Genomic DNA, 25845 nt, shown 5'->3' on the forward strand with positions numbered 1-25845 from the left:
TACTTGTAGGAGCGGCCTTGCGTCGCGATGGGCCGCAAAGCGGCCCCATAATCGCGGGTCCAAATCAACTCCCAGGCCGATACTGCAGCGCCTCGGCCAGGTGCGCCCTGGTAATCGACGCCACACCTTCCAGATCCGCCAGCGTGCGTGCCACTTTCAGCAGCCGATGTGCCGCGCGCAACGACAGGGTCAACCGTTCGCAGGCTGTCTCCAGCCAGGCTTGGTCCGCCGCCTCCAGCGGGCAATGGCGGCGCAAGCCGTTGAGGTCGAGAAAGGCATTTGCGCACCCTTGCCGGCGTTGCTGCAGCTCGCGTGCTTCTGCAACCCGTTCGGCGACAGCGGCGCTGGTCTCGCCGCTGGGTTGGTTGTTGAGGGTGGTGGTTTCACGCGCCACGGTCAGGTGCAGGTCGATGCGGTCCAGCAGTGGGCCCGACAGTTTGTTGCGATAGCGCTGGATCTGCTCGGTGCTGCAGCGGCAGCGGCCGGTAGGGTCGCCCAGATAGCCGCAAGGGCAGGGGTTCATCGCGGCCACCAACTGGAACCGCGCAGGGAAGCGTACCTTGTCCCGAGCCCTTGCAATCACGATCTCGCCGGACTCGAGCGGCTCGCGCAATACCTCCAGCACACGCCGCTCAAATTCGGGCAGTTCATCGAGAAACAGCACACCATGGTGAGCCAAGGTGATCTCGCCGGGTTGCGGCCGACTGCTACCGCCTACCAGCGCAGGGCCCGAGGCTGAGTGGTGTGGGTGGCGGAACGGGCGTTGCGGCCAGCTGTTCAACGGCGCATGGCCGCTGACTGACTGAATGGCTGCCACCTCCAGTGCTTCGCGCTCGTCCAGTGGCGGCAACAGCCCTGGCAGGCGGCTGGCAAGCAAGGTCTTGCCGGTGCCAGGCGGGCCGGTAAACAGCAGGTTATGGGCCCCGGCAGCCGCCAGCAGCAAGGCGCGCTTGGCCGCGATTTGGCCTTGTACCTCGCTGAGGTCGGGGTAGGGCCGGCTGTTCAAGACCAGGCCATTGGCGGCATACGGCGGCAAGGGCACTTGGCCGTTCAGGTGGGCGACCAGCTCCAGCAGGTGCCCGACGGCATACACCACCAGCCCGCCTGCCAGGCTTGCTTCCTCGGCGTTCTCCCGCGGGACTACCAGCGCCCGGCCCGCTTCCCGTGCCGCCAGCGCCGCCGGTAGCACGCCCTGCACGGGGCGCAATTGGCCGGACAGCGCCAGTTCGCCAAGGCATTCGATGTCGCAGAGGGTGGCCACCGGCACCTGCCCACTCGCGGCGAGGATGCCCAAGGCAATGGCCAGGTCATAACGCCCGCCATCCTTGGGCAGGTCGGCAGGCGCCAGGTTTTGCGTGATGCGCCTGGCTGGGTAATCCAGGCTGGAATTGACGATGGCACTGCGGACCCGGTCTTTGCTTTCCTTGACCGTGGTTTCGGGCAGGCCGACCAGGGTCAGGTGGGGAAGGCCGTTGGCCAGGGGGGTTTCGACGCTGACCGCCGGTGCCTGCACGCCGACCTGGGCGCGGCTGTGGACGAGAGCAAGTGACATGGACGCTCCATTGTCGCGGAATGGGGCCGCTTCCTGCGGCTTGGGCAAGCTTAGCGGCGGCAGCCAGGATCAGCGCAATAAGTGTGCGTCCTGGTTTTTCAGGTCAGGTATTTCCCCTGGGTTTTCTTAGAATCCGACACAAATGGATCCAATTATTTTGCGCAGATCCAGGGTATGGCTTAGTGTTGAAGGGCTACTGTGATTGCCATGGGATGGCAACACAACTTCCTACAAATGGACTTGAGGTATTGCCCCGTGCAAACGCTCACTCGCACTCGCCAGGCAATCCGTGAACTGGTGCAGGCCAGTGCATTCGTTGAACTCAACCGCTTCTTCGACATCCTCGAAGTACGCTGGCGGCAGTCGCCGCCCGGCGAGTTTCCGGCCTATCTGGAGGCCGTCGAAGGGCACATGCTGGTCGATTGGGACAGCCAGGGCGACAAGGCCCTGACGCAGATCCTCAAGGCCTGGATCGATGCCTGCCCCAAGGCCTATCACCCTCAGGTGGTGATGGGTTTTCATTGTTTCAGCCGCGCCTGCCATATCCGCGAGTCTGCCAACACCCAGCCCATCAGCGCCGAGCGTCGGCTGGCGGCGGAGCAGGTTTGCGAGATTGGCGCGGCGCACTTGCTGCGTGCCATGGGGCGCTCGAGCCAGCCCGTGGCAGCGGCGATCGGCATGCTGAAGATCAGCGCGCATTTCGCTGAGCCAGGCTGGTTGCTGGGCCTGTTCGACGGCCAGCCGGTGCGCTTCAGCCCCTGCACTGAGGCCGACGTGGAGGTGCAAGAGGCTGCAGCGCCGCTGCTGGTGAAATACGGCCTGCTACCCCTGGCCGAATTGCCACAGGCTTTACCGGCGTGCCTGGGCGAACGGGCCGAGCAGGGGCGAGAAAACGCCCAGCACTATTGGCTGCATCAAGCACTTGGCGCATTTCCCGGCTGTTTCGAAGCGATTCAGGCTTATGCAACCTACTTGTTGCCCTGCTGGGGAGGCAGTGACGCCGCGATCGACGCCCTGGCCAGTGGGCCGCTGTGTGAGCGTTGGCGCGAGGAACAACGCAATGCACTGCGCTGGCTGGCTATCGAGGACCAGCTCGAACTGCCGCATGCCGGCCAGTCGCAGTCGATCGCTGTGTGGGTGCAGGTCTTCAAGGCGTGGTCGCTGCGAGCACTCAGGCCCAGGGAGCATGCCACCTTGCTGGCCTGGCGTGGTGCTTTGCGTGGTTGTGCTCAGCAGGATTACGCCGGCGCCCTGCGCGATTTTGGCGCCAGTGTGAATCTTTACCCTGACCTTGGGTTCGTCCCAGGCATCGGCCAGCCCTTCCGTAGTTTTGTCTGCGTCATGCTGTTCCACGCAGTGAAGGACGATCAGCAGGCCTTTCGTATCGCTATCGAGCAGCTCTGCGCGAGCCGCTCGCACCCCGCCGCCTGTGCGTTGCGATCGGTTGGGCATGCGTTTGGGCTGTGGGGTTTTCAGTGCTCGAACGAGCAGGCACGTGTGTGGTCACTGGCTGCGGTAAAGCGCCAATGTGGCCGCCAAGGGCCGGGTTTGGACGTGCTTGAAGTGCCACGCCTGCTCTGGGCTGCCAACCAGCACGAGGCGGCGTTCTACCTTTATGAACGCTGTGCCGAGCTGAATCTGCCAGAGGCTGCCCTTAGCCTTCATGACCTGCACCGAGGCGCGCTGCCCAACACCCCCGCGCAGTACCTGGACGCGAGCGCTGCCGACTATTGGTTGCTGCGCGCGGTAGAGGCCGGTTGCAAGCAGGCCAAATACACCTTGGCCTGCCGTCGCATGCAAAGCGCAGAAGCCTTGAATGAGCGCAGTGCCATGCTGGCCGTCAGGCGATTGTTGAACGATGCGTTGGGCGATTTGCAGACCGCTGCCAGTGCGCGTCTGCAGCTGGGTATTCTGCTGCGTCAGTTCGGCGAGCCGCAGGAGCAGGCGGAGGCTGTCGACTACTTGCTGGGCCTGGTCGAACACCCGGACGCCTCAGTTGCCGCTCGTGCCAGTGCTGAACTAGGGCTGGCCTGGATGCAAGGGCAGGGCACGCGCAAGCAAAGCCGCTTCGCCGCCATCGAGTGGATCAACCGTGCGGTCGCATTGCAGCCGGCGGATAACGACATCGAGCATATCCAGGCCGAGATACTCAACTCGCACAACCGGGTGAAGACGCTGTTCACCTTGTGCGGCGCGACGCTGTTCCGCGGCACGCTGCACGCCAGCGAGCTACCGCCGAAGCGGGCGAGCGCGGCGCGGGACAGCCCCCAGGCCTGCGCATGAACCCAGGCCTGAGGCGGTCAAAGGCTCAGGGCCTGGCGCCAAGGATGATGTGCGAGGCCTTGATCAATGCGGTGGCTTTCACACCGGGTGCAAGGCCAAGCTCCTGAACGGCTTCGCGGGTGACGATGGCAAACACCTCGGTGCCGCCCGCCAGCTTCAGCACGACTTCCGCGTTGACCGCGCCGTCGCCGACCCGCACCACCTCACCTTCCAGGGCATTGCGCGCCGAGAGCCGATAGCCATCGGCATCGGTCATCAGCACGACCCACGGCGCCTTCACCAACGCCACGGCCTGTTTGCCGACGTTGATGCCGAGGTTGTGCAAGCTGGTCATGGTCACCACAGCCACCAGTTTTTCGCCGCCTGCCAGGGTCAGTTCGACCTCGGCATTGACTGCACCGGGCTGAACGCTGCTGACGGTACCTTCGAAGACATTGCGGGCACTGACTTTCATGCTGACGAACTCCGTGTGTCGAGGGTTATTCCTGCGTGGTCGGCGCCATCCGCGCTTCCAGCTCGGCGACCTGCTTCTCCAGGGCCTCCAGGCGGGCGCGGGTACGGGCCAGCACGACCATCTGGCTGTCGAATTCGTCGCGGCTGACCAGGTCCAGCTTGCTGAAGGCACCCTGCATCAGCACCTTGAACTGGCTTTCCAGTTCGGCGCGGGGCTGGGCGGTATCGCTGCTGAACAGGCGTGAGGCCTGGTCGCTCAGGGCATCAAGAAGGGCTTTGGGCGCGAGCATGTTCGGCTGTCCACTGAAACTGAAAAATGACCCGCAGTGTAACACGCAGCAAAACGCGGTTTGGCCAGTGAGCAAGCAGTGTGCACTGCACATTTTTCGCGCAGTGGGCCAAGCCGGCACGCACCGAAATCGTGCATCTTTTCAATGCTGGCGACTGGCCAATCCCGACTATTTCGTGCAACTCGCTGTTTTCTGGCGTTTTAGTGGAACTGGCAAGGTTTCTGCAATGACCTGTACGAGCCATGCACTGATGCAGTTCCTTGTGACCAGGCAGTGCGCACGCGGAGCCGGATGCCGACGACGCGTTACAAAGCCAACCGCTGCGCTTAGACTTGAGACGGGTTTGTTTTCCTGGGGCAAGTCCACCAAATCGGGAGAGAGTTTCATGAAGCTAGTCACAGCCATCATCAAGCCGTTCAAGCTGGACGACGTGCGCGAGTCACTGTCGGAAATCGGCGTGCAGGGCATCACCGTCACTGAAGTCAAAGGCTTCGGTCGGCAGAAGGGCCACACCGAGTTGTATCGCGGTGCTGAATACGTGGTCGACTTCCTGCCCAAGGTGAAGATCGACGTCGCCATCGACGACAAGGACCTTGATCGGGTAATCGAAGCCATCACCAAGGCAGCCAACACCGGCAAGATCGGTGACGGCAAGATCTTCGTGGTGAATCTGGAGCAGGCGATCCGCATCCGTACCGGCGAAACCGATACCGACGCGATCTAAGTAACAAAAAAGCCTCACCAAACCCAACGCCCCAGGAGAAAACAACATGACTCTGCGTAAGATCGCAGGGCTAGGAGCCCTATTGTCCCTCGTAATGCCCGGGCTCGCCCTGGCAGAGGAAGCTGCCCCAGCGCTGAACTCCGGCGACACCGCCTGGATGTTGACCGCTACGGCGCTGGTGCTGTTCATGACCATCCCGGGCCTGGCCCTGTTCTATGGCGGCATGGTGCGTTCCAAGAACGTACTTTCGGTGATGATGCAGTGCTTCGCGATCACCGGTCTGATGAGCATTCTCTGGGTCGTCTACGGCTACAGCATGGCCTTCGATACCAGCGGTATGGAAAAGGGCGTGCTCAACTTCAATTCCTTCGTCGGTGGCTTCTCCAAGGCGTTTCTCAGCGGCGTCACGCCCGACAGCCTGACTTCGGCCACCGCATTGTTCCCTGAGGCGGTGTTCATCACCTTCCAGATGACCTTCGCCATCATCACCCCGGCGCTGATCGTCGGTGCCTTCGCCGAGCGCATGAAGTTCTCCGCGATGCTGGTGTTCATGGGCATCTGGTTCACCCTGGTGTACGCACCGATCGCGCACATGGTGTGGAGCGGTGATGGCGCACTGATGTGGGACTGGGGCGTGCTGGACTTCGCCGGCGGTACCGTGGTGCACATCAACGCAGGTATCGCTGGCCTGGTGTGCTGCCTGGTGCTGGGCAAGCGCAAAGGCTACCCGACCACGCCGATGGCCCCGCACAACCTGGGCTACACCCTGATGGGCGCAGCGATGCTGTGGATCGGCTGGTTCGGTTTCAACGCAGGTTCTGCCGCCGCCGCCAACGGCACGGCCGGCATGGCCATGCTGGTGACCCAGATCGCCACCGCCGCCGCAGCCTTGGGCTGGATGTTTGCCGAGTGGCTTGGCCACGGCAAGCCGAGCGCCCTGGGCATCGCCTCGGGTGTGGTCGCCGGCCTGGTCGCAATCACGCCTGCCGCAGGCACCGTGGGCCCGATGGGCGCCCTGGTGATCGGCCTGGCTTCGGGTGTGATCTGCTACTTCTGCGCCACTAGCCTGAAGCGCAAGCTGGGCTATGACGATTCGCTGGATGCCTTCGGCGTACACGGTATCGGCGGTATCGTCGGCGCCATCCTTACCGGTGTGTTCGCCGCACCGGCCCTAGGCGGCTTCGGCACGGTCACCGATATCGGCATGCAGGTCTGGATCCAGGCCAAAGGCGTGATTTTCACCGTGGTCTACACCGCCATCGTCACCTACGTGATCCTCAAGGTCCTGGACCTGGTGATGGGCCTGCGGGTCAACGAAGAAGAAGAGTCGGTCGGCCTCGACCTGGCTCAGCACAACGAACGCGGCTACAACCTGTAACTGCGACGCGGTAAAAACTTGCCCGGTTCGCCGGGCATTTTTTCGCCTGATTTTTGCCATTTCCCGCACGGCAAACGGTTTATCCGTCACGTTCGCGACGTAGGCAGAAAACTTACAAGATGCCGAGCGTTTATGGAGCTTTGCTTTTTCCACGGGCGCGCTAGAATGCGCGCCGAAGGGTGTTTGACATGCAGTCCGCACGCTTCCCCAGCCTTTGCTAGGCTTGCCATTAGCGCGTGGCCAGCAGGTGGCTCAAGGATTTCGTCAGGTCCTGCCAGGAGCAGGGCCTGCAGGGTACGACCCTCCCATCAGGAGGTGGATGCCCAAGGCAGTGGCCAACCCACGGCCAGTTGAATTTTCACCGGTGGCTGCCGGTCTACGGCTGCACTGGTCTATAACCAACCTGCTTTTCGCAAGTCATGAGGTAGAACATGAGCGACGATGATCTGGAAAACGACGACCTCGAAGTAGGCGACGATGATGAGGCTGATGAGGGTCTCGAAGCAGCGGCTGACGACGTTGCGGAAGACGCTGGCGAAGACGATAGCCCTGCGCCCACTGCCAAAGGCAAGTCCAAGGCCGCTGTCTCGGTAGACGAGATGCCGAGCATGGAAGCCAAGCAGAAGGAGCGCGATGCCCTGGCCAAAGCGATGGAAGAGTTCCTTTCGCGCGGTGGCAAGGTGCAGGAAGTGGAGGCCAACGTGGTCGCCGATCCGCCCAAGAAGCCAGACAACAAATACGGCAGCCGCCCTATCTGAGTGGTCGCCCACAAAAAAGCCCGCCGTCGCTGCGGGCTTTTTTGTGCCTGTTGGGTTTAGGAGCCCTATCGCCGGCAAGCGGCCCCTGTCAGCGCCAGCGCGCCATTACCTCAGGCAGTTGCGAAAGCCGCTGGATCTCGGCATCGGGTGCCCGCTCACCGGCCCAGGCCTTGCCTTGTGGGTTGAACCACACGGCCCGCAGCCCGGCCCGTTGGGCGCCGGCGATGTCATCGCCGGGGTGGTCACCCACATGCACCGCCGCGCTGGCCTCGACCTCGCCACGTTTCAGCGCCTCCAGAAACGGCGCCGGGTCCGGTTTGCCGATGCCCAGGTCCTCGGCGCACAGGGCAAAGCGGAAGTAGTCCGCCAAGCCCAGGCGGCTGACATCGGCGTTGCCGTTGGTGACCACCCCCAGGGTGTACTGGTGGCGCAGGATTTCCAGCACCGGCTGCACCTCAGGGAAAATTTCCACCTGGTGGCGTGCATGCAGGAACACTTCAAAGCCTTCGTTGGCCAGCGCCTGCGCGTGCTTTTCGCTGTAGCCGACTTCTTCCAGGGCATGGAACAGCACCCGCCGGCGCAGGGCGCTGATACGGTGCTTGAGGCCGGGCTCGGCCTGCACCAGGCGCTCGCGAATGGCGAACAGGTGTTCGACCGGTACGCCGCCGAGGATCGGCGCGTTGGCTTCGAGCCAGTCGCGCAGGACCACTTCAGCGCTGGCAATCACCGGCGCGGTGTCCCACAGGGTGTCATCGAGGTCGAAGGTGATCAGCTTGATGCTCATGAGTCTGTGCCTTTGCTGCGTTTGGCCCGAGGGTGGGCGCTGTCGTACACCGCGGCCAGGTGCTGGAAGTCCAGGTGGGTGTAGATTTGCGTGGTGCTGATGTCGGCGTGGCCGAGCATCTCCTGCACCGCACGCAGGTCCTGGGACGATTCCAGCAGATGGCTGGCGAAAGAATGGCGAAGCATGTGCGGGTGCAGGTGCTGGCCCAGCTCGCGCTCGCCGGCGACTTTGACCCGCATCTGGATGGCCCGTGGGCTCAGGCGATTGCCCTGGCGCGTGATGAACACGGCGCTGTCGCGTGGGCCGCCGATGCCGCGCAGGCGCAACCACGCCTGCAGGGCCTCGCGGGCTTTACGGCCGACAGGCAGTACGCGCGCCTTGCCACCCTTGCCCAGCACCTGCACCAGCCCGCCGGCAATGTCGAGGTATTCGAGGTCGAGGCCAGCCAGTTCGGACAGGCGCAGGCCTGACGAATAGAACAGTTCGAGAATGGCCTGGTCACGTCGGGCAATGAAGTCGTCGTCGACGCCGCCATCGAGCAGTTGCAGGGCGCGGTCGGTATCCAGCGTCTTGGGCAGGCGGCGCTCGCCCTTGGGCGCAGACAGGCCGCTGGCCGGGTCGTGCTGGCACAGCCCTTCACGGTTCAGGTATCGGTACAAGCCGCGCACGGCCGACAGCAGGCGCGCCAGGCTGCGCGAGGATTGGCCTTGGTGGTGCTGGCGGGCAATCAACTGGCGTAGCTGCTGGATTTGCAGCGCTTGCCAGCCGGCGATGCCCTGATCGTTGCAGTAGGCAATGACCTTGTCGAGGTCACGGCGGTAGGCCAGCAGGGTGTGCTCGGACACCTGGCGCTCATTGCGCAGGTGTGCGCAATAAGCCTCCAGCTGGCGTTTCATCAGCGCACCGGACGCAGGGTCTGGGTAACGCGCGGCACGACACGGCCCAGCACTTCGGCAATGTAGCCGAGGAACAGGGTGCCGACGCTGCTCTTGTAGTGTTGCGGGTCGCGGCTGCCAATCGCCAGCACGCCGTGCAGCCCTTGGTATTCGAGGGCGGCAACGGCGCTGGAGCCGACTTCGAGGCGCTGATCTTCACCGAACAGGAACGCCAGCTCATGGTCGCGCAGGTTGCCGCTGACCGTTTTACCGCCCCCCAGCAGGCCGCCGATGGCTTGGTGCGCCTCGGCGTTGCTGACCCAGCGGCCCACTGGCGCGACGTTATCGCCGAACAGGATCAGGCTGACGAAGGGCACCTGAAACTCCTGGCGCAGGCTGTCTTCGACCGCCATCACCACTTCTTCCAGGCTGCCAGCATCGAGCAGGTCGAGGATCAGCCGGCGGGTCTTGTCGAACAGCCGGTCGTTGTCTCGCGCCACGTCCATCAGTTGCGACAGGCGATGGCGCATCTCGATGTTGCGGTCGCGCAGCAGCTTGAGCTGGCGCTCCACCAGCGACACGCTGTCGCCACGCTGGTGGGGAATGCGCTGCTCGACCAGCAGTTCGTCGTGCTCGGCGAAGAAGGTCGGGTGGGCGCGCAGGTACGCGACCACCGCCTCGGCATCGAGCTCGGTGGACTGCTGGGGTACAACCTTGGGCTGATCGGTCATGGCGGTTACTCGCTTAGAGACGAACCTGTCCTTCGTAGACGCGTACGGCCGGGCCGGTCATCAACACGGGCTTGCCGGGGCCGGCCCATTCGATGTGCAGGCGGCCACCCGGCAGGTCGAGGGTCACCGGTGAGTCCATCCAGCCTTGGCTGATAGCCGCCACGGCCGCAGCGCAAGCGCCGGTGCCGCAGGCCTGGGTCTCGCCGGCACCGCGTTCCCAGACCCGCAGGTTGGCACGGTGACGGTCGATGACCTGGATGAAGCCAGCGTTGACCCGCTGCGGGAAGCGCGGATGGTTTTCGATCTTCGGGCCCAGGGCATGCACAGGCGCGGTATGCACGTCATCGACGCGCAACACGGCATGTGGGTTGCCCATGGACACAGCGGCAATGGCGTGAACCTCGCCGTCGACTTCCAGTGGGTAACTCAGTGCCTGCTCGTCGGCGACAAAGGGGATTTCGGCCGGCACCAGGCGCGGCGGGCCCATGTCGACACTCACCTGGCCGTCGTTCTGCACGTCCAGCTCGATGATGCCGCTCTTGGTTTCGACGCGGATGCGCTTTTTCGCGGTCAGGCGCTTGTCCAGCACGAAGCGGGCAAAGCAGCGCGCACCGTTGCCGCACTGTTCGACTTCGGAGCCGTCGGCATTGAAGATCCGGTAGCGGAAGTCCACTTCTGGATTGTTCGGTGCCTCGACGATCAGCAGCTGGTCGAAGCCGATGCCGGTGTGGCGGTCGCCCCATTGCTTGGCATGCTTAGGCTGGATATGTGCGTGCTGGCTGACCAGGTCGAGGACCATGAAGTCATTGCCCAGCCCATGCATCTTGGTGAAACGCAGCAGCATGGGCTCACTCCGGCAGCAGGCTTTCGCCAGCATACAGTTCGGCGACGGTTTCGCGGCGGCGTACTTCGAACGCCTGGTCACCGTCGACCAGGATTTCGGCGCAACGGCCACGGGTGTTGTAGTTCGAGCTCATGACAAAACCATAGGCGCCGGCAGACTGCACAGCCAGCAGATCGCCTTCGGCCAGGTTCAGCTCGCGCTCCTTGGCAATGAAGTCGCCGGTTTCGCAGATCGGCCCGACCAGGTCGTAGGCGCGGCCTTGGCCTTCGCGTGGGGTGACCGCGCTGACGCCCATCCAGGCCTGGTACAGGGCCGGGCGGATCAGGTCGTTCATCGCCGCATCGATGATGGCGAAGTCTTTGTGTTCGGTGTGCTTGAGGTACTCGACGCGGGTCAGCAGAACACCGGCGTTGGCCACGATGTAGCGGCCCGGCTCGAAGACCAGGGCCAGGTCGCGGTCGCCGACGCGCGCGCGGATGGCCTTGATGTAGTCGGCCACCAAAGGCGGCTCTTCATCGCGGTAGCGCACGCCAACGCCGCCACCCAGGTCGAGGTGGCGCAGGTGGATGCCGCAGTCGGCCAGGCGGTCGACCAGGTCCAGCAGGCGGTCGAGGGCATCGAGGAACGGCTCGACGGTGGTCAGCTGCGAACCGATGTGGCAGTCGACACCGACCACGTCCAGGTTCGGCAGTTGGGCGGCACGCACGTAGATGGCTTCGGCGTCGGCGATGGCGATGCCGAATTTGTTTTCTTTGAGGCCGGTGGAGATGTATGGGTGGGTGCCGGCGTCGACGTCCGGGTTGACCCGCAGCGAGACCGGGGCAACCTTGCCCATCTCGGCGGCCACCACTTGCAGGCGCTCAAGCTCGTCGGTGGATTCGACGTTGAAGCAGTGCACGCCAACTTCCAGCGCGCGGCGCATGTCTGCGCGGGTCTTGCCGACACCGGAGAACACCACACGATCAGCACGGCCGCCAGCGGCCAGTACGCGCTCCAGCTCACCGCCGGAAACGATGTCGAAGCCTGCGCCCATACGGGCCAGCACGTTCAGCACACCGAGGTTGGAGTTGGCTTTGACTGCGAAGCACACCAGGTGTTCGACGCCTTGCAGCGCGTCGGTGTAGCTGCGGTACTGGGCTTCGATGTGGGCACGCGAGTACACGTAGGTCGGGGTGCCGAAACGTTCGGCGATGGCCGACAGGGCTACACCTTCCGCGAACAGATCACCGTCGCGGTAATTGAAAGCGTTCATCTGATTTCCTTACTGCTCTGGCGTTTGCTCGGGCTGGATAGGCTGCTCTTCTTGCGGCTGTACCGCCGGAGCGTGCTTGTGCTGATGCGACTTCTGGCTGCCCTTGCCGTCCTTGCCGTCTTCCGGCAGGTACAGGGGGCCCTTCTGACCGCAGGCCGAAACGAGGCAGGCAACCGCGACCAGCGCCGCGAGCGAGGAAATCAGGCGCTTCATGGGTGAAATCCTTTGAAATATGCAGTATTGCGCCCGAGTATACCGAGCGACCGGCGGATTGCCTATGCAAGAGCCGGTCCGCCGGGCGGGCTATTCTTGCCGCCTGCAATGGCTAATCTTTGCATTCGGCGGCAAGCGCCCGTATCTTGCCCGGCTTGCCTGTAACGCAGCCAATTTCGAGGTTCCTGCAATGAGTTTGAGCGAAGCGCGTTTCCATGATCTGGTCGACGCGACCCAACAGGCCCTGGAAGACCTGTTCGACGAGAGCGGCATGGACCTGGACATGGAGAACTCCGCCGGTGTCCTGACCATCAAGTTTGAAAACGGCAGCCAGTTGATCTTCAGCCGCCAGGAGCCCCTGCGTCAGTTGTGGCTGGCGGACAAGTCGGGTGGCTTCCACTTCTACTACGACGAAGAGAGCAAGAAGTGGACCTGCGAGAAGAGCGAAGAGCTGCTCGGCGAGATGCTGGAGCGCATCGTCTGGGAGCGGGCCGGCGAGAAGCTGGACTTCGACGAGATCTGAGATGAGTGAGCAGCCGCGGCCGCCCAAGCCGCTCTACAGCAATGTCAGCACGGCCGTGAAATCGCCGTGCATCAGCGTCTGCCGCCTGGATGAGCAGCGTGTCTGCACCGGCTGCCACCGCCCTGTGGAGCACATCCGCGAATGGCGGTCCGCAGACGACGAGCGGCGCCGGCAGATCTGCCGCGAAGCCGAGGCCTTGCGCGCACGGGCTTGAGTATTTGCCCGGCTGTGGTAGTGTCAGGTTCTGCGTCGGTGACGCCAAAGTCATCATAAACCCCGCCCTTGGGCGGGGTTTTGCTTTATTTGCCCGACGAAAATTGCCTGTTCAAAGGAGTCTGACTGGATCATGAGCACCAAGCCTTCCCTCATCCTCACCCGATTGGACGTACAACGTCTCGAGCGTCTGATCGACAGCCTCGACGAAAGTACGCCGGGTGTGCTCGCCCTGCAGGACGAGCTTGACCGCGCCGAACAGGTGGTCGGTCACGAGGACGTCCCGGCCGGGGTGGTGACCATGAACTCGCGCGTGCACTGCCGTGAAGAGGCCAGCGGCAAGGACTACCACTTGACCTTGGTGTACCCGAAGGATGCTGGGCCGGAAGGCAAGGTATCGATCCTGGCGCCGATTGGTTGTGCCTTGCTGGGCCTTTCGGTCGGTGAGCAGATCGACTGGCCGGCGCCGGGCGGCAAGACCCTCAAGCTGAAGCTGCTGGAAGTCGAGTACCAGCCAGAAGCGGCGGGTGATTTCGACCTGTGAGCCTTGAGGGCCGCTGCGCCAAGTCTCCTGTGGCAGCGGGCAAGCCCGCTCCCATACGGCCCCGCTGGTTCATCCCCCGATCGCTGCCTGCAACTGCTCTAGCCCCTCATTCAGCGCCTGTTCCAGCTCCCGCTTGTAACGCAGGTACAAAACGGTCGCGCCCAGCTCATCACCCAGCAGCTCGGACAAATCCAGGTCGGTAATGTAGCAGCGGTAATGACCGGCGCTGCGGCGTTGCCCGATGATCTGCCGGGCGACCACGGCGTACAGCTGGTCGCCATGGTCCAGCTCGGAGAACTCCTGCTGGTCACAGTACAACGTCACCGTCACGGCACCCGCAGCACCGCCCTGGATAATCGCCTGAACCTCATAGTACGGCTGGCCGCTGCCCTCGACAGGCACCAGCCGTGGCTCGATGCTGCGCGCCTTGCCAGGGCCTGACGGCAGTAACTGCCCATAGTGGATATCCAGCGAAGCGGGGCGCAGGGCGTCGAACGGCAGTTGGGTATCGCGGCGCATCAGCACCGAACGCAGGAAGCGTTGCAGCGGCAGCAGCAGATGGGCTTCATCCTGCAATGGCAGGCGCTGTTGCCAAAGCGCGTTGTACTCATCCAGCACATACAGATCGGCCCAGGCGCCTTGCAGGCGATAGAACACTTGGATGCACGCGGGCCGCCCCTGCTCCAGCACCAGTGCCAGGTCGTGGTCCTGCAGGGCATTGGCGTCCAGGTGCAGCGGGCTGTAGCGGCTGCGTTCTTCGCTCAGGTAGTCCAGCAGCGCCTCGTGGTTGGCCAGGGTCGCCAGGCTTACCTGGCCGGGCAGCAGCTCCAGCACATGGGTGTGCTGGGCTACCTGCAGCAGGTAGCGGTAGTTCGCCCCCTGGTCGAGCAACTGTTGCACCGTGGCGAACACCTCCTCGACCCGCTGCTCGATGGCCTGGGCGCGGTTGTGGCAGAAGCAGCGTACCCGTAGCCGGGGGCGGTGGCCGCGCTGGCCGAGGCTGTTGAGGTAATCGCGCAGGCAGCGCAGCAACGCGTGCTCGCCGTCGTAGCGCTGTACCAGCACTTCGTTCCAGCTGTTGAGGGTGACCTGGTCCAGCGTCAGCACCAGGTTTTCGCGCACGCCGGCGTAGCTCAGCGAGTCGGTGCGCTCGGTGGTCATCAGGATGTTCAGGTCGCGGTGCTGGCGCAGCGGGTCGATGCCGACGTTGATCAGCAACAGGATTTCGTCGGCCACACTGGGTTGCAGCAGACGGACTTCGCTGACGGTCGGCAGCGGCAGGTCGAGGGTCTGCTGCAAGCTGCCCAGCAGGTTGAACAGCTCGAGCTCGCGCAGGTCACTGGCGCCAGGGTGCACGGCGAAGCGTGTACTGCTGTCGATGACGCCATTGCGATGGGCCCAGGTCAGCAGTTCGAGCAGCTCGCGGCAGCGTTTGATAGGGCTGAAATGCGTGACCTCGTGCGTGCTCAGGTTACCGGTGTAAAGCTCCCAGTGGTGGCTACCCGGCTCTTTGCGGTTGGGGGCCTGGACCAGGGTGAGGGTGCCCTCTGCCAGGTCCGGGGCGATCCCAGGGTTGATCACCTCGGTCTTGCCGGCACGGCGCTCGAAGGCGGCGTACAGGCGCCGGCCCAGCACATTGAGGTCACGCTGGTCGGCGCGGCTGCTGGCGTTGCGGGTCTGGGCGAACTGGCTGAGGAAGCGGTAGCTGTGGTTCAGCTCAGCCACCAGCTCGCGGCGTTCGACCGCGACCTGGCCAACCTTCCATTGGCTGCGGCTGTCGAGCAGGGCCAGCTGGCGCTCGTCCCAACCCCATTCGTCCGCCAGGCGCTGCAGCAATTGGCGCTGCCAACCGTTGGCGCGCACTTGGCCGCTGAGTTTCTTGTTGACCTTCAGGTACAGGCTGCGCCTGACCAGCTCGAGGCGCGCCGTTTCGCCGCGTTGCCGCAGATAGTGCTCGATGCGCCGATAGACCATCACGTAAGGGTCCAGCTCGTCGAGGTCGAGCTGGTTGGCGAACACCGCATGCTTGTAGTCCAGGCTCAAGCAGCGCACGGCAGGGTGCTCGCTGGCGTAGGCTTCGGTCAGCAGCAGTTTGAGCAGCGATTTGTAGGGCGAGTCGATGCCTTTGAACAGTTGCCACAGCCCTGCACCCACGAACTCGCCGGGGGGGATATGCGCCAGGTTGCCGAGGTCGAGCACGTCCTGGCTGCGGATGAAGCGCTTGCTGAGCAAGGTCTGGGTATAGGCACTGTAGTTGTGCTCTTCGTAGACCGGTACCAGCCACCACAGCGGCGTGCGCCCGGCCAGCCAGATGGCGGTGCGGTAGAACTCGTCGAGCAGCAGGTAATGCTGGGTGGTGCCGCAGTCGTCGGAGCCAAGCTGGCCGTCCCGCTCGCCTTGTGCAAAGCCTTGCGGGTCGATGAGGAAGAAGTGTGCCTCGGCGCCCAGGCTGGCGGCCCAGGTTTCCAGCAGTTGGCATTTGCGGCGCAGTTCGTTCAGCAGGTCATCACCCAGGCCTGGCGCATGGCAGACCCACAAGTCCATGTCGCTTTGTTCGGCCTGGGCCAGCGAGCCCAGGCTGCCCATCAGGAACACGCCATGGATTGGGCGCGCTGCCTGCCCCTGGCGGGCCTTGTAGGCAAACGAGCGTGCCAGCCGTTGCGCTTCGGCGACCAGGTCGTCGGCAGGCTCGAAACCGGCCACCCCGGCGGGCGTGCTGCTGGAGACATAGCCGGGCAGCAGTGGGTGGTTGACGTGGAACAGCAGCGGCAACAGCGTCAGTACCTGTTGCTGGCGGGTCGACAGCCCCTCCATCGCACGTTGCAGGCGACCTTGGTTGAGCGTCAGAAAGCGCGCACGCAAGGTCGCCAGAACTTTGCGGTCGATGCCTTCGTCCAGGTCTGGGCGGATTTCTTGGGGGTGGTTCATTGCGCGCTCGTGGCAGGCCAGTAGGGCTGCGGCGAGTTTAGCCTGAGTGAACCAGTCGGATAAGCGCTAAATCGATTTGTTGGCGTCATTTTTCCAGCGTCCTTGCGTGTGGGTGAAACCCGCCGACTCCAGCTTTCAGCCCGCTTCGGGCATGATGGGCTGCATGAGCGTAGTCTCGCTGATTTAGAGGTGTTTACGGATGCGTGTATGGATCGATGCCGACGCTTGCCCCAAGGCGGCAAAGGATTTGATCGTCAAGTTCGCCCTCAAGCGCAAACTCGAGGTGGTGATGGTGGCAGGCCAAGCGCAAAGCAAGCCGGCCTTTGCCTGTGTGCGGCTGATCGTGGTACCCAGCGGTATGGATGCGGCCGACGACTATTTGGTCGACAACGCCGAGCCTGGTGAGCTGGTGATCTGCAGCGACGTGCCGTTGGCCGATCGGCTGGTCAAGAAAGGCGTGGCGGCGCTGGACCCGCGCGGGCGCGAGTTTGACGAGCGCAACATGGGCGACCGGCTGGCGACGCGCAACCTGTTCACCGATTTGCGCGAGCAAGGGCAGGTTGGGGGAGGGCAGGCGCCGTATGGCGAGCGCGAGAAACAGGCATTCGCCAATGCGCTGGACCGGATTATCGCGCGCTTGTCCAAGCCCACCTGACGTCCACGGCTTTTGTACGCGCTTGTCTAAACCCACCTGACGTGCATGGCTTTTGTAGGAGCGGCCTTGCGTCGCGAAAGGGCCGCGCAGCGGCCCCACGATCTGCGCATCAGGCATAGATTGCCGGGGCCGCTGCGCAGCCCTTTCGCGACGCAAGGCCGCTCCTACAAAGGCAGCGCAGGCTGTGGGTTATTGGTCGCCCTCGTGGGTCAGCTCCAGCACCCGGTCTACCAGCTTGTAGATCCCACCGGCCGCTTCGCTGATCGACTTCGCAACCATGTAGGCCGGGGTCGTCACCAGCTTGCGCTGGGTGTCTTCAACGATGTCGTGCACATCGCACTCTTCATGCTTGCCACCCATCTTCTCTACCGCAGCAGCCGTGCCGGCATCGTTGCCGATGGTGCAGACCACGCCTGGGCCGTAAATCTTCGCCGCCAGTGCTGGCGAGATGCAGATCAGCCCAACCGGCTTGCAGGCATCGGCAAAGGCTTCGGCCAGGGCCAATACGTCTGGGTTGACGCTGCAGTTGGTGCCTTCGACGGCAAAGTTCGAGAGGTTTTTCGCCGCCCCGAAACCACCGGGCACAATCAGTGCATCGAAGTCTTCGGCATTGGCTTCGCGGATGTCCTTGACCTCGCCACGGGCAATACGCGCCGACTCCACCAGCACGTTGCGCGACTCGGGCATCTCTTCGCCGGTCAGGTGATTGATCACATGCATCTGCGCGATGTTCGGCGCAAAGCACTGCACCTGCGCCCCGCGCTGGTCGAGGCGCAGCAGGGTGATCACGCTTTCGTGGATTTCGGCGCCGTCATAGACGCCACAGCCGGAAAGTATCACCGCTACTTTTTTCGTCATGCTCATTACTCCAGTGTCGAGGCGCTAAATGTCCTCTAGTTTGGCAGATGTAGCCATAGGGATTCCCGCGGTCGCGGCCTAATCTTTGTGGATAACGCCTGAGGTCGTCACCATGGACCTGATACTGCTGGCCGTGCCGTTCTTCTTCGTATTGATCGCCGTTGAGCTGGTGGCTGACCGCGTGCGTGGCCAGCGTAATTACACCCTGGCCGACGCGATCAACAGCCTGAGTACAGGCGCCTTGTCGACCAGCACTGGCCTGTTGACCAAAGGTGTCGGGCTGCTGACCTATGCCTTGGCCTGGGAGCATCTGGCGCTGCTGCGCTTGCCCCTGCAAGCGTGGTGGGTGTGGGTGCTGGCGTTCGTCCTGTACGACCTCTGCTACTACTGGCTGCACCGCCTGGGGCACGAACGCAACGTGCTGTGGGCGGCCCATTCGGTGCACCACCAGAGCGAGGAGTACAACCTCACCACGGCGCTGCGCCAGACCAGCAGCGGCTTCATCTTTTCGTGGATCTTCTACCTGCCATTGGCGCTGATCGGCGTGCCGCCCCTGGTGTTCATCACCGTGGCGTCGCTGAACCTGCTGTACCAGTTCTGGGTGCATACCCGGCACATTGCCAAACTCGGTTGGCTTGAGTGGATCTTCATCACGCCATCCAACCATCGCGTCCACCATGCGCAAAATCCTGTTTACTTGGATCGCAATTACGGCGGCGTGTTCATTCTCTGGGACCGCCTGTTCGGAACGTTCAAGGAAGAGGACCCGGCCGAGCCCGTGGTATTCGGCGTGACCACCCCACTGGCCAGCTGGAACCCGCTGTGGGCCAACCTGCAGTTCTACGCCCAACTGTGGCGTGATGCCCGGCGCACGCGCAGCATGTGGGACAAGTGGCGGATCTGGTTCATGCCCACGGGCTGGCGCCCGGCCGATGTCGCGGCGCGTTACCCGCAGGCCAAGCCGGACCTGGCGCTGTTTCGCAAGTTCGAGGTTGCCCTGGGGCGGGCGCAGCAGGCCTATGTAGCGGCGCAGTTCGTCGTCTATGTGGCCTTGGGCAGCTATTTGATGGAGGTCGCGGAGCGCGTGCCTGCCGCCGCCCTGATACTGGGCTGGTCGATCATGGCCTTGGGCCTGTTCGTGCTCGGCGCGCTGCTGGAGAACCGGCCCTGGGCCGTGCGCCTGGAGCGGGCGCGGTTGCTGTCGAATGCGCCAGCGCTGTACCTGGCTGGCGCTCTGGGCTTAGCGGTGATCACGCCGCTTGGGTGGGTCTTGCTCCTGGCTTACAGCCTGCTCAGCGTCTGGGGCCTGAGCCAGTGCCGCCGCCTTGCGCTCCGCGCGCAGGGTGCGGAAGCGCCGGCGCAGCCAGAGCAGGACGCCGAGCAACAACAGGCCGCCGAGCACCCATAGCTCGTACTTCTTCACATTGCCCAACAAACCTTCGAGGATGGCGCCGAAGTGGTAGGCCGCTGCGCCCAGGGCCAGCGCCCAGATGGCGGCACCGAGACCGTTGAGCAGCAGGTAGCGGCGCGGCGGATAGCCTGACAGGCCAATGGCCACCGGCATGACCGTGCGCAGCCCATAGACGAAGCGGAAGCTCAGCACCCAGATGTCGGGGTGGCGGCGGATGTGGTCCAGCGCCCGATCACCCATGGCCTGCCAGCGCGGTTTGCGTGCCAGGATCTTGCGCCCATGGCGACGGCCCATGAAGTACCACAGCTGATCGCCGGCATAGCTGCCGAAGAAGGCCACCAAGCACACCAGCTTGATGTCCATGTAACCGCGGAACGCGAGGAAACCCGCAAGCACCAGGATGGTCTCGCCTTCAAAGAAGGTGCCTAGAAAAAGGGCGAAGTAGCCGAAATCCTGCAGGAATTGTTGAAGCATTTTCTGAGGTGCTGGCGAAATGAACGCGCAGCCTACCCCTTCGCGCGCGTGGATGAAAGTGTCCAAATGTGTCTCGACGTGAACAATTCCTACAAGGACAATGCCTTCGGCCACAAGTCGCAGGCTTGCCAGTGGGTGTAACACAGGCGTCATAATGGCCGCTTATCGTCCCGCTCAATTGATGATAGGGCGTTAACGTCCTCCAGGAACGTCCAGATGAATAATGAAGTGCTCACCCCTGTCGCGATCAAGGACGCCCAGGCAGTCCCCGAAGAGATGGTGCAAACCCCGCCAGACCTGCCGCCGGCGCCAGAGCCCGAGCCTGTGGTCGAGGCCGCGGCACCGGCCCCCGCGCCGGCACCGGCGATCACCGTCCCGGGCCTTGACGACAGCAGCCTGTACATTCATCGCGAGCTGTCGCAGCTGCAGTTCAACATTCGGGTGCTGGAGCAGGCACTGGACGAGAGCTACCCGCTGCTCGAACGTCTGAAATTCCTGCTGATCTTCTCCAGCAACCTCGACGAATTCTTCGAGATCCGCGTCGCCGGCCTGAAGAAGCAGATCAATTTCGCCCGCGAACAGGCCGGGGCCGACGGCTTGCAGCCGCACCAGGCGCTGGCGCGCATCAGCGAGCTGGTGCACACCGAGGTGGATCGCCAGTACGCGATCCTCAACGACGTGCTGCTGCCAGAGCTTGAAAAACACCACATCCGCTTCATTCGTCGCCGTCACTGGACGCCCAAGCTCAAGACCTGGGTGCGGCGCTTCTTCCGTGACGAGATCGCGCCGATCATCACCCCGATCGGCCTCGACCCGACGCACCCGTTCCCCTTGCTGGTGAACAAGAGCCTCAACTTCATCGTTGAACTCGAAGGCGTCGATGCCTTCGGCCGCGACTCGGGCCTGGCGATCATCCCGGCGCCGCGCCTGTTGCCGCGGGTCATCCGCGTGCCTGAAGAAGTCGGTGGCCCGGGCGCCAACTACGTGTTCCTGTCGTCGATGATCCACGCGCACGCCGACGACCTGTTCCAGGGCATGAAGGTCAAGGGCTGCTACCAGTTCCGCCTGACCCGAAACGCCGACCTGGCGCTGGACTCCGAAGAAGTCGACGACTTGGCCCGCGCCCTGCGCGGCGAGCTGTTCTCGCGCCGTTACGGTGATGCCGTACGGCTTGAGGTGGCTGATACCTGCCCAAAACACCTGTCGGACTACCTGCTCAAGCAGTTCAGCCTGAGCGAGAGCGAGCTGTACCAGGTCAATGGCCCGGTCAACCTGACCCGCCTGTTCAGCATCACCGGCCTCGACAGCCACCCGCAGCTGCAATACATGCCGTTCACCCCGGCGATCCCCAAGCTGCTGCAGAACGCCGACAACATCTTCAGCGTGATCAGTAAACAGGACGTGCTGCTGATGCACCCGTTCGAGTCGTTCACGCCGGTGGTCGACCTGCTGCGCCAGGCCGCCAAGGACCCGCATGTGCTGGCCGTGCGCCAGACCCTGTACCGCTCCGGTGCCAACTCGGAGATCGTCGACGCGTTGGTGGACGCTGCCCGTAACGGCAAGGAAGTCACTGCGGTGATCGAATTGCGCGCGCGTTTCGACGAAGAGTCCAACCTGCAGATGGCCAGCCGCCTGCAAGCGGCAGGTGCGGTGGTGATTTACGGGGTGGTCGGGTTCAAGACCCACGCCAAGATGATGCTGATCCTGCGGCGTGAGCAGGGCGAAATCGTCCGCTATGCGCACCTGGGTACCGGCAACTACCACGCCGGCAACGCCCGCCTGTACACCGACTACAGCCTGCTGACCTCTGACGACGCCCTCACCGAAGACGTCGGCAAGCTGTTCAGCCAGCTGATCGGCATGGGCAAGACCCTGCGCATGAAAAAGCTGCTGCACGCACCCTTCACGCTGAAGAAGGGCATGCTCGACATGATTGCCCGCGAGACCCAGTTCGCGCTCGAAGGCAAACCCGCGCACATCATCGCCAAGTTCAACTCGCTGACCGATGCCAAGGTCATCAAGGCGCTGTACAAGGCCAGCCAGTCCGGTGTGCGCATCGACCTGGTGGTGCGCGGTATGTGCTGCCTGCGGCCAGGTATTCCGGGGGTTTCGCACAACATTCACGTGCGCTCGATCATCGGCCGCTTCCTGGAGCACACCCGGGTGTTCTACTTCCTCAATGGCGGCGAGGAGCAGATCTACCTGTCCAGTGCCGACTGGATGGAGCGCAACCTCGACAAGCGCGTCGAGACTTGCTTCCCGGTCGAAGGCAAGAAGCTGTTGCTGCGGGTGAAGAAAGAGCTGGAAAGCTACCTGACCGACAACACCCATGCCTGGACGCTGCAGTCGGATGGGCGCTACGTGCGCAGCACCCCGACCGGCAACCAGAACCCGCGCAGTGCCCAGGCGACCCTGCTGGAGCGCCTGAGCAACCCGGTCCTCAACGTACGCTGAGGACGAAGCCGACCCGGGCCAGCCACTCCGCCTCGTTGGCGAAGTCGGCCTGGGTCAGCTGGTTCTGCTCCAGCCAGCCTTCTGGGAAGACCACATCGAGGCTGTTGTCGCCTGCTTGCAGCTGTACCTTCGGCATTTGCTGCGTGCCACGAATGTGGTGGAACAGGATGGCGAAGCGCAGCAGCACGCACAGGCGAATCAGCTGCACGCTTTCATCGCCGAACTCGGCGAACTTGTCCTTGGGGATATTGCGGCGATGGCCGCGTACCAGCAGGGCCATCATCTGCTGATCCTCACGGGAGAAGCCCGACAGGTCGGAGTGCTCGATCAGGTAGGCGCCGTGCTTGTGGTAGTGATAGTGGGCGATATCCAGTCCAACTTCGTGCACTTTTGCGGCCCATCCCAGAAGATCGCGCCAATTTCCCTCTTCCAGCTTCCAGGCTTTTGCTACCTGGTCGAACGCGTGCAGCGCCTTGCGCTCGACGCGCGCGGCCTGGCCTTGGTCGACGTGGTAACGCTCCATCAATGAATTGAGGGTGCGCTCGCGCACGTCTTCGTGGTGATGGCGGCCGAGCAGGTCGAACAGCACGCCTTCGCGCAGGGCGCCGTCGCAGTGGTCCATGCGTTGCAGTTCGAGGGCGTCGAAGATGGCCTCGAGAATCGCAAGGCCTGCCGGGAAGATGGTGCGGCGGTCTGGCTTGACCCCTTCGAAGTCGATCTTGTCGACCTCGCCCAGCTTGAACAGTTTGCGTTTGACCCACGCCAGCCCTTCGGCGTTGACCTCGCCATTGCCCAGGCCGCTGGCCTTGATGGCTGCGCCGATGGCGCGGATGGTGCCGGACGAACCGATGGCTTCGTCCCAGGTCAGGCGGTGCAGGGCGTTTTCGATGCTCATCAGCTCCAGCCGCGCGGCGGTGTAGGCCTGGGCATAACGCGCCGGGGTGATCTTGCCGTCGCGGAAGTAGCGCTGGGTGAAGCTGACGCAGCCCATTTGCAGGCTCTCGCGCAGCAGTGGTTCGAACCGCTGGCCGATGATGAACTCGGTACTGCCACCGCCGATGTCGGCGACCAGGCGCTTACCGGGGTTGTCGGCCAGGGTGTGGGAGACGCCGAGGTAGATCAGGCGGGCTTCCTCACGGCCGGAAATCACTTCCACCGGGTGCCCGAGAATGGCCTCGGCGCGCTGGATGAATTCGTTGCGGTTGCGCGCCTCGCGCAGGGCGTTGGTGCCAACGATGCGCACCGCACCCGCGGGCAGCCCGTTGATCAGTTGGGCGAAGCGCTTGAGGCAGTCGAGGCCCCGTTCCATGGCTTCTTCGCTGAGCTTGCGCTCTTCGTCGATGCCGGCGGCCAGCTGAACCTTTTCCCCCAGCCGTTCGAGAATGCGGATCTCGGTGTGGTGGGCCTTGGCCACGACCATGTGAAAACTGTTGGAGCCAAGGTCGATGGCGGCGATCAGAGACAGGTTCTTCGCGTTGGTATGCGGCATGATCTGGATGTTCTCGGTCGTTAACCTGGCAATCGTGCCACGATACGGGGCTGTCGCCAACGCGTGGCACGCCAAGGCTTGATGCAGGGCAATGTGCCATTCGATGTTATGACACGCATATGACAGTTTCGATTCGCGGCGTCTTGCACAACTATAGTTACACTCAATCGTCTGTGACTTCCTGTAGTCAGCCTCTGCGGCTATGATGGGCCACGTTTTTATGCTTACGACCCCGGAGATATCCATGAGCAGCGATCTGATCAAACACGTCACCGACGCCACCTTCGAGGCCGAAGTCCTGCAAGCCCAAGGCCCGGTGCTGGTCGACTACTGGGCTGAATGGTGCGGTCCATGCAAGATGATCGCTCCGGTTCTGGACGACATCGCTTCTACCTACGAAGGCAAACTGACTGTCGCCAAGCTGAACATCGACGACAACCAGGAAACCCCGGCCAAGCATGGCGTGCGTGGCATCCCGACGCTGATGCTGTTCAAGAACGGCAACGTCGAGGCCACCAAGGTCGGCGCACTGTCCAAATCGCAGCTGGCCGCGTTCCTCGACGCCCACCTGTGATGTGAAAAGGCCCCGGAAATACCGGGGCTTTTCTTTTCCAACCCACTAGACGTCGAAAAAAGCAAGTGTTACATTCGGCCTCGCACTGCTTCTCCAGTGCCCCCTGCACGCCGTCGCCGACGCACTCCTAATTAGAATCTGTGCGCGATCCTATCGCCTTCTAGCGGCGCGGCTTCATTAAGCCAGAAGCTTAATCCTCCCTTCATACATGATTACGTCACTCCCCTTATGAACCTGACTGAACTCAAGCAAAAGCCGATTACCGATCTGCTGGAAATGGCCGAACAGATGGGCATCGAAAACATGGCCCGTTCGCGCAAACAGGACGTGATTTTCGCCCTGCTGAAGAAGCACGCGAAAAGCGGCGAAGAGATCTCGGGTGACGGCGTGCTGGAGATTCTCCAGGATGGTTTCGGTTTCCTGCGTTCGGCTGATGCGTCCTACCTGGCCGGCCCCGACGACATCTACGTCTCGCCTAGCCAGATCCGCCGTTTCAACCTGCGTACCGGCGATACCATCGTCGGCAAGATCCGCCCGCCGAAGGAAGGGGAGCGTTACTTCGCCCTGCTGAAGGTCGACACGATCAACTTCGATCGCCCTGAAAACGCGAAGAACAAGATCCTGTTCGAAAACCTGACGCCGCTGTTCCCCAACAAGCGCCTGAAGATGGAAGCCGGTAACGGTTCCACCGAAGACTTGACCGGCCGCGTCATCGACCTGTGCGCCCCGATCGGCAAAGGCCAGCGTGGCCTGATCGTCGCCCCGCCGAAAGCGGGTAAAACGATCATGCTGCAGAACATCGCGGCGAACATCACCCGTAACAACCCCGAGTGCCACCTGATCGTCCTGCTGATCGACGAGCGCCCGGAAGAAGTGACCGAAATGCAGCGCACCGTGCGCGGCGAAGTGGTCGCCTCGACCTTCGACGAGCCGCCAACCCGCCACGTGCAGGTTGCCGAGATGGTCATCGAGAAGGCCAAGCGCCTGGTCGAGCACAAGAAAGACGTGGTCATCCTGCTCGACTCCATCACCCGTCTGGCACGTGCCTACAACACCGTGATCCCGAGCTCCGGCAAGGTCCTCACCGGTGGTGTCGACGCCCACGCCCTGGAGAAGCCGAAGCGTTTCTTCGGTGCCGCGCGTAACATCGAAGAAGGCGGTTCGTTGACCATCATCGCCACCGCGCTGGTCGAAACCGGCTCGAAGATGGACGAAGTGATCTACGAAGAGTTCAAGGGTACCGGCAACATGGAGCTGCCCCTGGACCGTCGTATCGCCGAGAAGCGTGTGTTCCCGGCCATCAACATCAACCGCTCCGGCACCCGCCGCGAAGAGCTGCTGACCGCCGACGACGAACTGCAGCGCATGTGGATCCTGCGCAAGCTGCTGCACCCGATGGACGAAATCGCCGCCATCGAGTTCCTGGTCGACAAGCTCAAGCAGACCAAGACCAACGACGAGTTCTTCTTGTCGATGAAGCGTAAGTAAGCGTTTCAGGCTGGAATCGATTGGGGCCGCTTCGCGCCCCATCGCGACACAAGGCCGCTCCTACAGGATTATGCATTACCTGTAGGAGCGGCCTTGT

The 25845-nt window shown here is 63.1% G+C and carries 24 protein-coding genes and 1 pseudogene; 12 read left to right on the forward strand and 13 right to left on the reverse strand.

The window, feature by feature from the left end; all coding sequences use genetic code 11:
* Positions 1 to 64: 64 nt before the first annotated feature.
* Positions 65 to 1552 (reverse strand): YifB family Mg chelatase-like AAA ATPase, encoded by a 1488-nt coding sequence (locus AB7M33_RS09725; protein WP_454242775.1) that lies wholly within the window; start codon positions 1550 to 1552, stop codon positions 65 to 67.
* Between the two features lie 255 nt (positions 1553 to 1807).
* Here AB7M33_RS09725 and AB7M33_RS09730 point away from each other — a divergent pair, with 255 nt between their 5' ends.
* A complete protein-coding gene (locus tag AB7M33_RS09730) occupies positions 1808 to 3835 on the forward strand; it encodes a DUF4034 domain-containing protein (RefSeq protein ID WP_454242776.1) in 2028 nt (675 codons plus the stop codon).
* Between the two features lie 25 nt (positions 3836 to 3860).
* Here the strand turns inward: AB7M33_RS09730 and AB7M33_RS09735 are convergent, their stop codons facing one another.
* The gene (locus AB7M33_RS09735) at positions 3861 to 4289 is read right to left on the reverse strand and encodes a TOBE domain-containing protein (RefSeq protein ID WP_265968668.1); all 429 of its coding nucleotides are present in this window, start codon (positions 4287 to 4289) and stop codon (positions 3861 to 3863) included.
* A gap of 25 nt (positions 4290 to 4314) precedes the next feature.
* Positions 4315 to 4578 (reverse strand): accessory factor UbiK family protein, encoded by a 264-nt coding sequence (locus tag AB7M33_RS09740; protein ID WP_265968669.1) that lies wholly within the window; start codon positions 4576 to 4578, stop codon positions 4315 to 4317.
* A gap of 385 nt (positions 4579 to 4963) precedes the next feature.
* Here AB7M33_RS09740 and glnK point away from each other — a divergent pair, with 385 nt between their 5' ends.
* The 3 genes from glnK to sutA all read left to right on the forward strand — a co-directional run bounded on the left by glnK (position 4964) and on the right by sutA (position 7438).
* Positions 4964 to 5302 (forward strand): P-II family nitrogen regulator, encoded by a 339-nt coding sequence (glnK, locus tag AB7M33_RS09745; RefSeq protein ID WP_002555808.1) that lies wholly within the window; start codon positions 4964 to 4966, stop codon positions 5300 to 5302.
* Positions 5303 to 5348: 46 nt separating this feature from the next.
* On the forward strand, positions 5349 to 6680 hold the full coding sequence (locus AB7M33_RS09750; RefSeq protein ID WP_027592203.1) for an ammonium transporter: 1332 nt from the start codon (positions 5349 to 5351) through the stop codon (positions 6678 to 6680).
* A gap of 431 nt (positions 6681 to 7111) precedes the next feature.
* Positions 7112 to 7438 (forward strand): transcriptional regulator SutA, encoded by a 327-nt coding sequence (sutA, locus tag AB7M33_RS09755; RefSeq protein WP_027592204.1) that lies wholly within the window; start codon positions 7112 to 7114, stop codon positions 7436 to 7438.
* Positions 7439 to 7526: 88 nt separating this feature from the next.
* Here the strand turns inward: sutA and AB7M33_RS09760 are convergent, their stop codons facing one another.
* From AB7M33_RS09760 to lptM, 6 genes are read right to left on the reverse strand one after another with little or no spacing between them, the layout of a single operon-like run.
* The gene (locus AB7M33_RS09760; protein ID WP_085272188.1) at positions 7527 to 8222 is read right to left on the reverse strand and encodes an HAD family hydrolase; all 696 of its coding nucleotides are present in this window, start codon (positions 8220 to 8222) and stop codon (positions 7527 to 7529) included.
* Positions 8219 to 9118 (reverse strand): tyrosine recombinase XerC, encoded by a 900-nt coding sequence (xerC, locus tag AB7M33_RS09765; RefSeq protein ID WP_454242777.1) that lies wholly within the window; start codon positions 9116 to 9118, stop codon positions 8219 to 8221. Before xerC ends, AB7M33_RS09760 begins: the two co-directional genes overlap by 4 nt.
* Positions 9118 to 9828 (reverse strand): DUF484 family protein, encoded by a 711-nt coding sequence (locus AB7M33_RS09770; protein ID WP_099430767.1) that lies wholly within the window; start codon positions 9826 to 9828, stop codon positions 9118 to 9120. The genes xerC and AB7M33_RS09770 overlap by 1 nt, the downstream gene beginning before the upstream one ends.
* A 13-nt stretch (positions 9829 to 9841) precedes the next feature.
* Positions 9842 to 10672, reverse strand: a complete 831-nt coding sequence (dapF, locus tag AB7M33_RS09775; RefSeq protein WP_027592208.1) for a diaminopimelate epimerase — start codon at positions 10670 to 10672, stop codon at positions 9842 to 9844.
* A gap of 4 nt (positions 10673 to 10676) precedes the next feature.
* Positions 10677 to 11924 (reverse strand): diaminopimelate decarboxylase, encoded by a 1248-nt coding sequence (gene lysA, locus AB7M33_RS09780; protein WP_454242778.1) that lies wholly within the window; start codon positions 11922 to 11924, stop codon positions 10677 to 10679.
* Positions 11925 to 11933: 9 nt separating this feature from the next.
* A complete protein-coding gene (gene lptM / locus AB7M33_RS09785; RefSeq protein WP_033693895.1) occupies positions 11934 to 12137 on the reverse strand; it encodes an LPS translocon maturation chaperone LptM in 204 nt (67 codons plus the stop codon).
* A 190-nt stretch (positions 12138 to 12327) separates the two neighbouring features.
* On the opposite strand from lptM, the gene cyaY reads away from it, so the two are divergent.
* The 3 genes from cyaY (at position 12328) to rnk (ending at position 13417) form a co-directional block, all read left to right on the forward strand.
* On the forward strand, positions 12328 to 12660 hold the full coding sequence (gene cyaY / locus AB7M33_RS09790) for an iron donor protein CyaY (RefSeq protein ID WP_454242779.1): 333 nt from the start codon (positions 12328 to 12330) through the stop codon (positions 12658 to 12660).
* Position 12661: 1 nt separating this feature from the next.
* Positions 12662 to 12874, forward strand: a complete 213-nt coding sequence (locus AB7M33_RS09795) for a DUF1289 domain-containing protein (protein WP_027592211.1) — start codon at positions 12662 to 12664, stop codon at positions 12872 to 12874.
* 132 nt (positions 12875 to 13006) lie between these two features.
* Entirely contained in the window at positions 13007 to 13417 is a 411-nt protein-coding gene (gene rnk / locus AB7M33_RS09800) for a nucleoside diphosphate kinase regulator (protein WP_027592212.1), read from the forward strand.
* A gap of 69 nt (positions 13418 to 13486) precedes the next feature.
* Here rnk and AB7M33_RS09805 read toward each other — a convergent pair whose 3' ends face one another.
* Positions 13487 to 16345, reverse strand: coding sequence for a class I adenylate cyclase (locus AB7M33_RS09805; RefSeq protein WP_454242780.1), 2859 nt, complete (start codon positions 16343 to 16345; stop codon positions 13487 to 13489).
* 199 nt (positions 16346 to 16544) lie between these two features.
* Between AB7M33_RS09805 and AB7M33_RS09810 the strand changes: the two genes are divergently transcribed.
* On the forward strand, positions 16545 to 17000 hold the full coding sequence (locus tag AB7M33_RS09810; protein WP_027592214.1) for a YaiI/YqxD family protein: 456 nt from the start codon (positions 16545 to 16547) through the stop codon (positions 16998 to 17000).
* Between the two features lie 189 nt (positions 17001 to 17189).
* Here AB7M33_RS09810 and elbB read toward each other — a convergent pair whose 3' ends face one another.
* A complete protein-coding gene (gene elbB / locus AB7M33_RS09815) occupies positions 17190 to 17858 on the reverse strand; it encodes an isoprenoid biosynthesis glyoxalase ElbB (RefSeq protein ID WP_027592215.1) in 669 nt (222 codons plus the stop codon).
* A 112-nt stretch (positions 17859 to 17970) separates the two neighbouring features.
* Between elbB and AB7M33_RS09820 the strand changes: the two are divergent.
* A pseudogene (locus AB7M33_RS09820) lies at positions 17971 to 18597 on the forward strand (sterol desaturase family protein); the annotation flags it as partial.
* 501 nt (positions 18598 to 19098) lie between these two features.
* On the opposite strand, the gene AB7M33_RS09825 reads toward AB7M33_RS09820, so the two are convergent.
* Positions 19099 to 19743, reverse strand: a complete 645-nt coding sequence (locus tag AB7M33_RS09825) for a DedA family protein (RefSeq protein WP_177323866.1) — start codon at positions 19741 to 19743, stop codon at positions 19099 to 19101.
* 216 nt (positions 19744 to 19959) lie between these two features.
* Between AB7M33_RS09825 and ppk1 the strand changes: the two genes are divergently transcribed.
* A complete protein-coding gene (gene ppk1, locus AB7M33_RS09830) occupies positions 19960 to 22197 on the forward strand; it encodes a polyphosphate kinase 1 (RefSeq protein ID WP_099430762.1) in 2238 nt (745 codons plus the stop codon).
* Here the strand turns inward: ppk1 and ppx are convergent.
* Entirely contained in the window at positions 22184 to 23686 is a 1503-nt protein-coding gene (gene ppx / locus AB7M33_RS09835; protein WP_099430761.1) for an exopolyphosphatase, read from the reverse strand. The genes ppk1 and ppx overlap by 14 nt on opposite strands.
* A 244-nt stretch (positions 23687 to 23930) precedes the next feature.
* Between ppx and trxA the strand changes: the two genes are divergently transcribed.
* Positions 23931 to 24260: a thioredoxin TrxA gene (trxA, locus tag AB7M33_RS09840; protein WP_009684153.1), complete on the forward strand. Its 330-nt coding sequence runs from the start codon at positions 23931 to 23933 to the stop codon at positions 24258 to 24260.
* A gap of 228 nt (positions 24261 to 24488) precedes the next feature.
* The gene (rho, locus tag AB7M33_RS09845; RefSeq protein WP_003253661.1) at positions 24489 to 25748 is read left to right on the forward strand and encodes a transcription termination factor Rho; all 1260 of its coding nucleotides are present in this window, start codon (positions 24489 to 24491) and stop codon (positions 25746 to 25748) included.
* The last annotated feature ends 97 nt before the right edge of the window (positions 25749 to 25845 follow it).

This window comes from Pseudomonas sp. Y3 TE3536 (assembly GCF_053629175.1).

Coding starts and splice junctions, on each gene's coding strand:
- AB7M33_RS09725 (WP_454242775.1), bottom strand. CDS start 1,552: ATGTCACTTGCTCTCGTCCACAGCCGCGCCCAGGTCGGCGTGCAGGCA.
- AB7M33_RS09735 (WP_265968668.1), bottom strand. CDS start 4,289: ATGAAAGTCAGTGCCCGCAATGTCTTCGAAGGTACCGTCAGCAGCGTT.
- AB7M33_RS09740 (WP_265968669.1), bottom strand. CDS start 4,578: ATGCTCGCGCCCAAAGCCCTTCTTGATGCCCTGAGCGACCAGGCCTCA.
- glnK (WP_002555808.1), top strand. CDS start 4,964: ATGAAGCTAGTCACAGCCATCATCAAGCCGTTCAAGCTGGACGACGTG.
- AB7M33_RS09750 (WP_027592203.1), top strand. CDS start 5,349: ATGACTCTGCGTAAGATCGCAGGGCTAGGAGCCCTATTGTCCCTCGTA.
- sutA (WP_027592204.1), top strand. CDS start 7,112: ATGAGCGACGATGATCTGGAAAACGACGACCTCGAAGTAGGCGACGAT.
- AB7M33_RS09760 (WP_085272188.1), bottom strand. CDS start 8,222: ATGAGCATCAAGCTGATCACCTTCGACCTCGATGACACCCTGTGGGAC.
- xerC (WP_454242777.1), bottom strand. CDS start 9,118: ATGAAACGCCAGCTGGAGGCTTATTGCGCACACCTGCGCAATGAGCGC.
- AB7M33_RS09770 (WP_099430767.1), bottom strand. CDS start 9,828: ATGACCGATCAGCCCAAGGTTGTACCCCAGCAGTCCACCGAGCTCGAT.
- dapF (WP_027592208.1), bottom strand. CDS start 10,672: ATGCTGCTGCGTTTCACCAAGATGCATGGGCTGGGCAATGACTTCATG.
- lysA (WP_454242778.1), bottom strand. CDS start 11,924: ATGAACGCTTTCAATTACCGCGACGGTGATCTGTTCGCGGAAGGTGTA.
- lptM (WP_033693895.1), bottom strand. CDS start 12,137: ATGAAGCGCCTGATTTCCTCGCTCGCGGCGCTGGTCGCGGTTGCCTGC.
- cyaY (WP_454242779.1), top strand. CDS start 12,328: ATGAGTTTGAGCGAAGCGCGTTTCCATGATCTGGTCGACGCGACCCAA.
- AB7M33_RS09795 (WP_027592211.1), top strand. CDS start 12,662: ATGAGTGAGCAGCCGCGGCCGCCCAAGCCGCTCTACAGCAATGTCAGC.
- rnk (WP_027592212.1), top strand. CDS start 13,007: ATGAGCACCAAGCCTTCCCTCATCCTCACCCGATTGGACGTACAACGT.
- AB7M33_RS09805 (WP_454242780.1), bottom strand. CDS start 16,345: ATGAACCACCCCCAAGAAATCCGCCCAGACCTGGACGAAGGCATCGAC.
- AB7M33_RS09810 (WP_027592214.1), top strand. CDS start 16,545: ATGCGTGTATGGATCGATGCCGACGCTTGCCCCAAGGCGGCAAAGGAT.
- elbB (WP_027592215.1), bottom strand. CDS start 17,858: ATGACGAAAAAAGTAGCGGTGATACTTTCCGGCTGTGGCGTCTATGAC.
- AB7M33_RS09825 (WP_177323866.1), bottom strand. CDS start 19,743: ATGCTTCAACAATTCCTGCAGGATTTCGGCTACTTCGCCCTTTTTCTA.
- ppk1 (WP_099430762.1), top strand. CDS start 19,960: ATGAATAATGAAGTGCTCACCCCTGTCGCGATCAAGGACGCCCAGGCA.
- ppx (WP_099430761.1), bottom strand. CDS start 23,686: ATGCCGCATACCAACGCGAAGAACCTGTCTCTGATCGCCGCCATCGAC.
- trxA (WP_009684153.1), top strand. CDS start 23,931: ATGAGCAGCGATCTGATCAAACACGTCACCGACGCCACCTTCGAGGCC.
- rho (WP_003253661.1), top strand. CDS start 24,489: ATGAACCTGACTGAACTCAAGCAAAAGCCGATTACCGATCTGCTGGAA.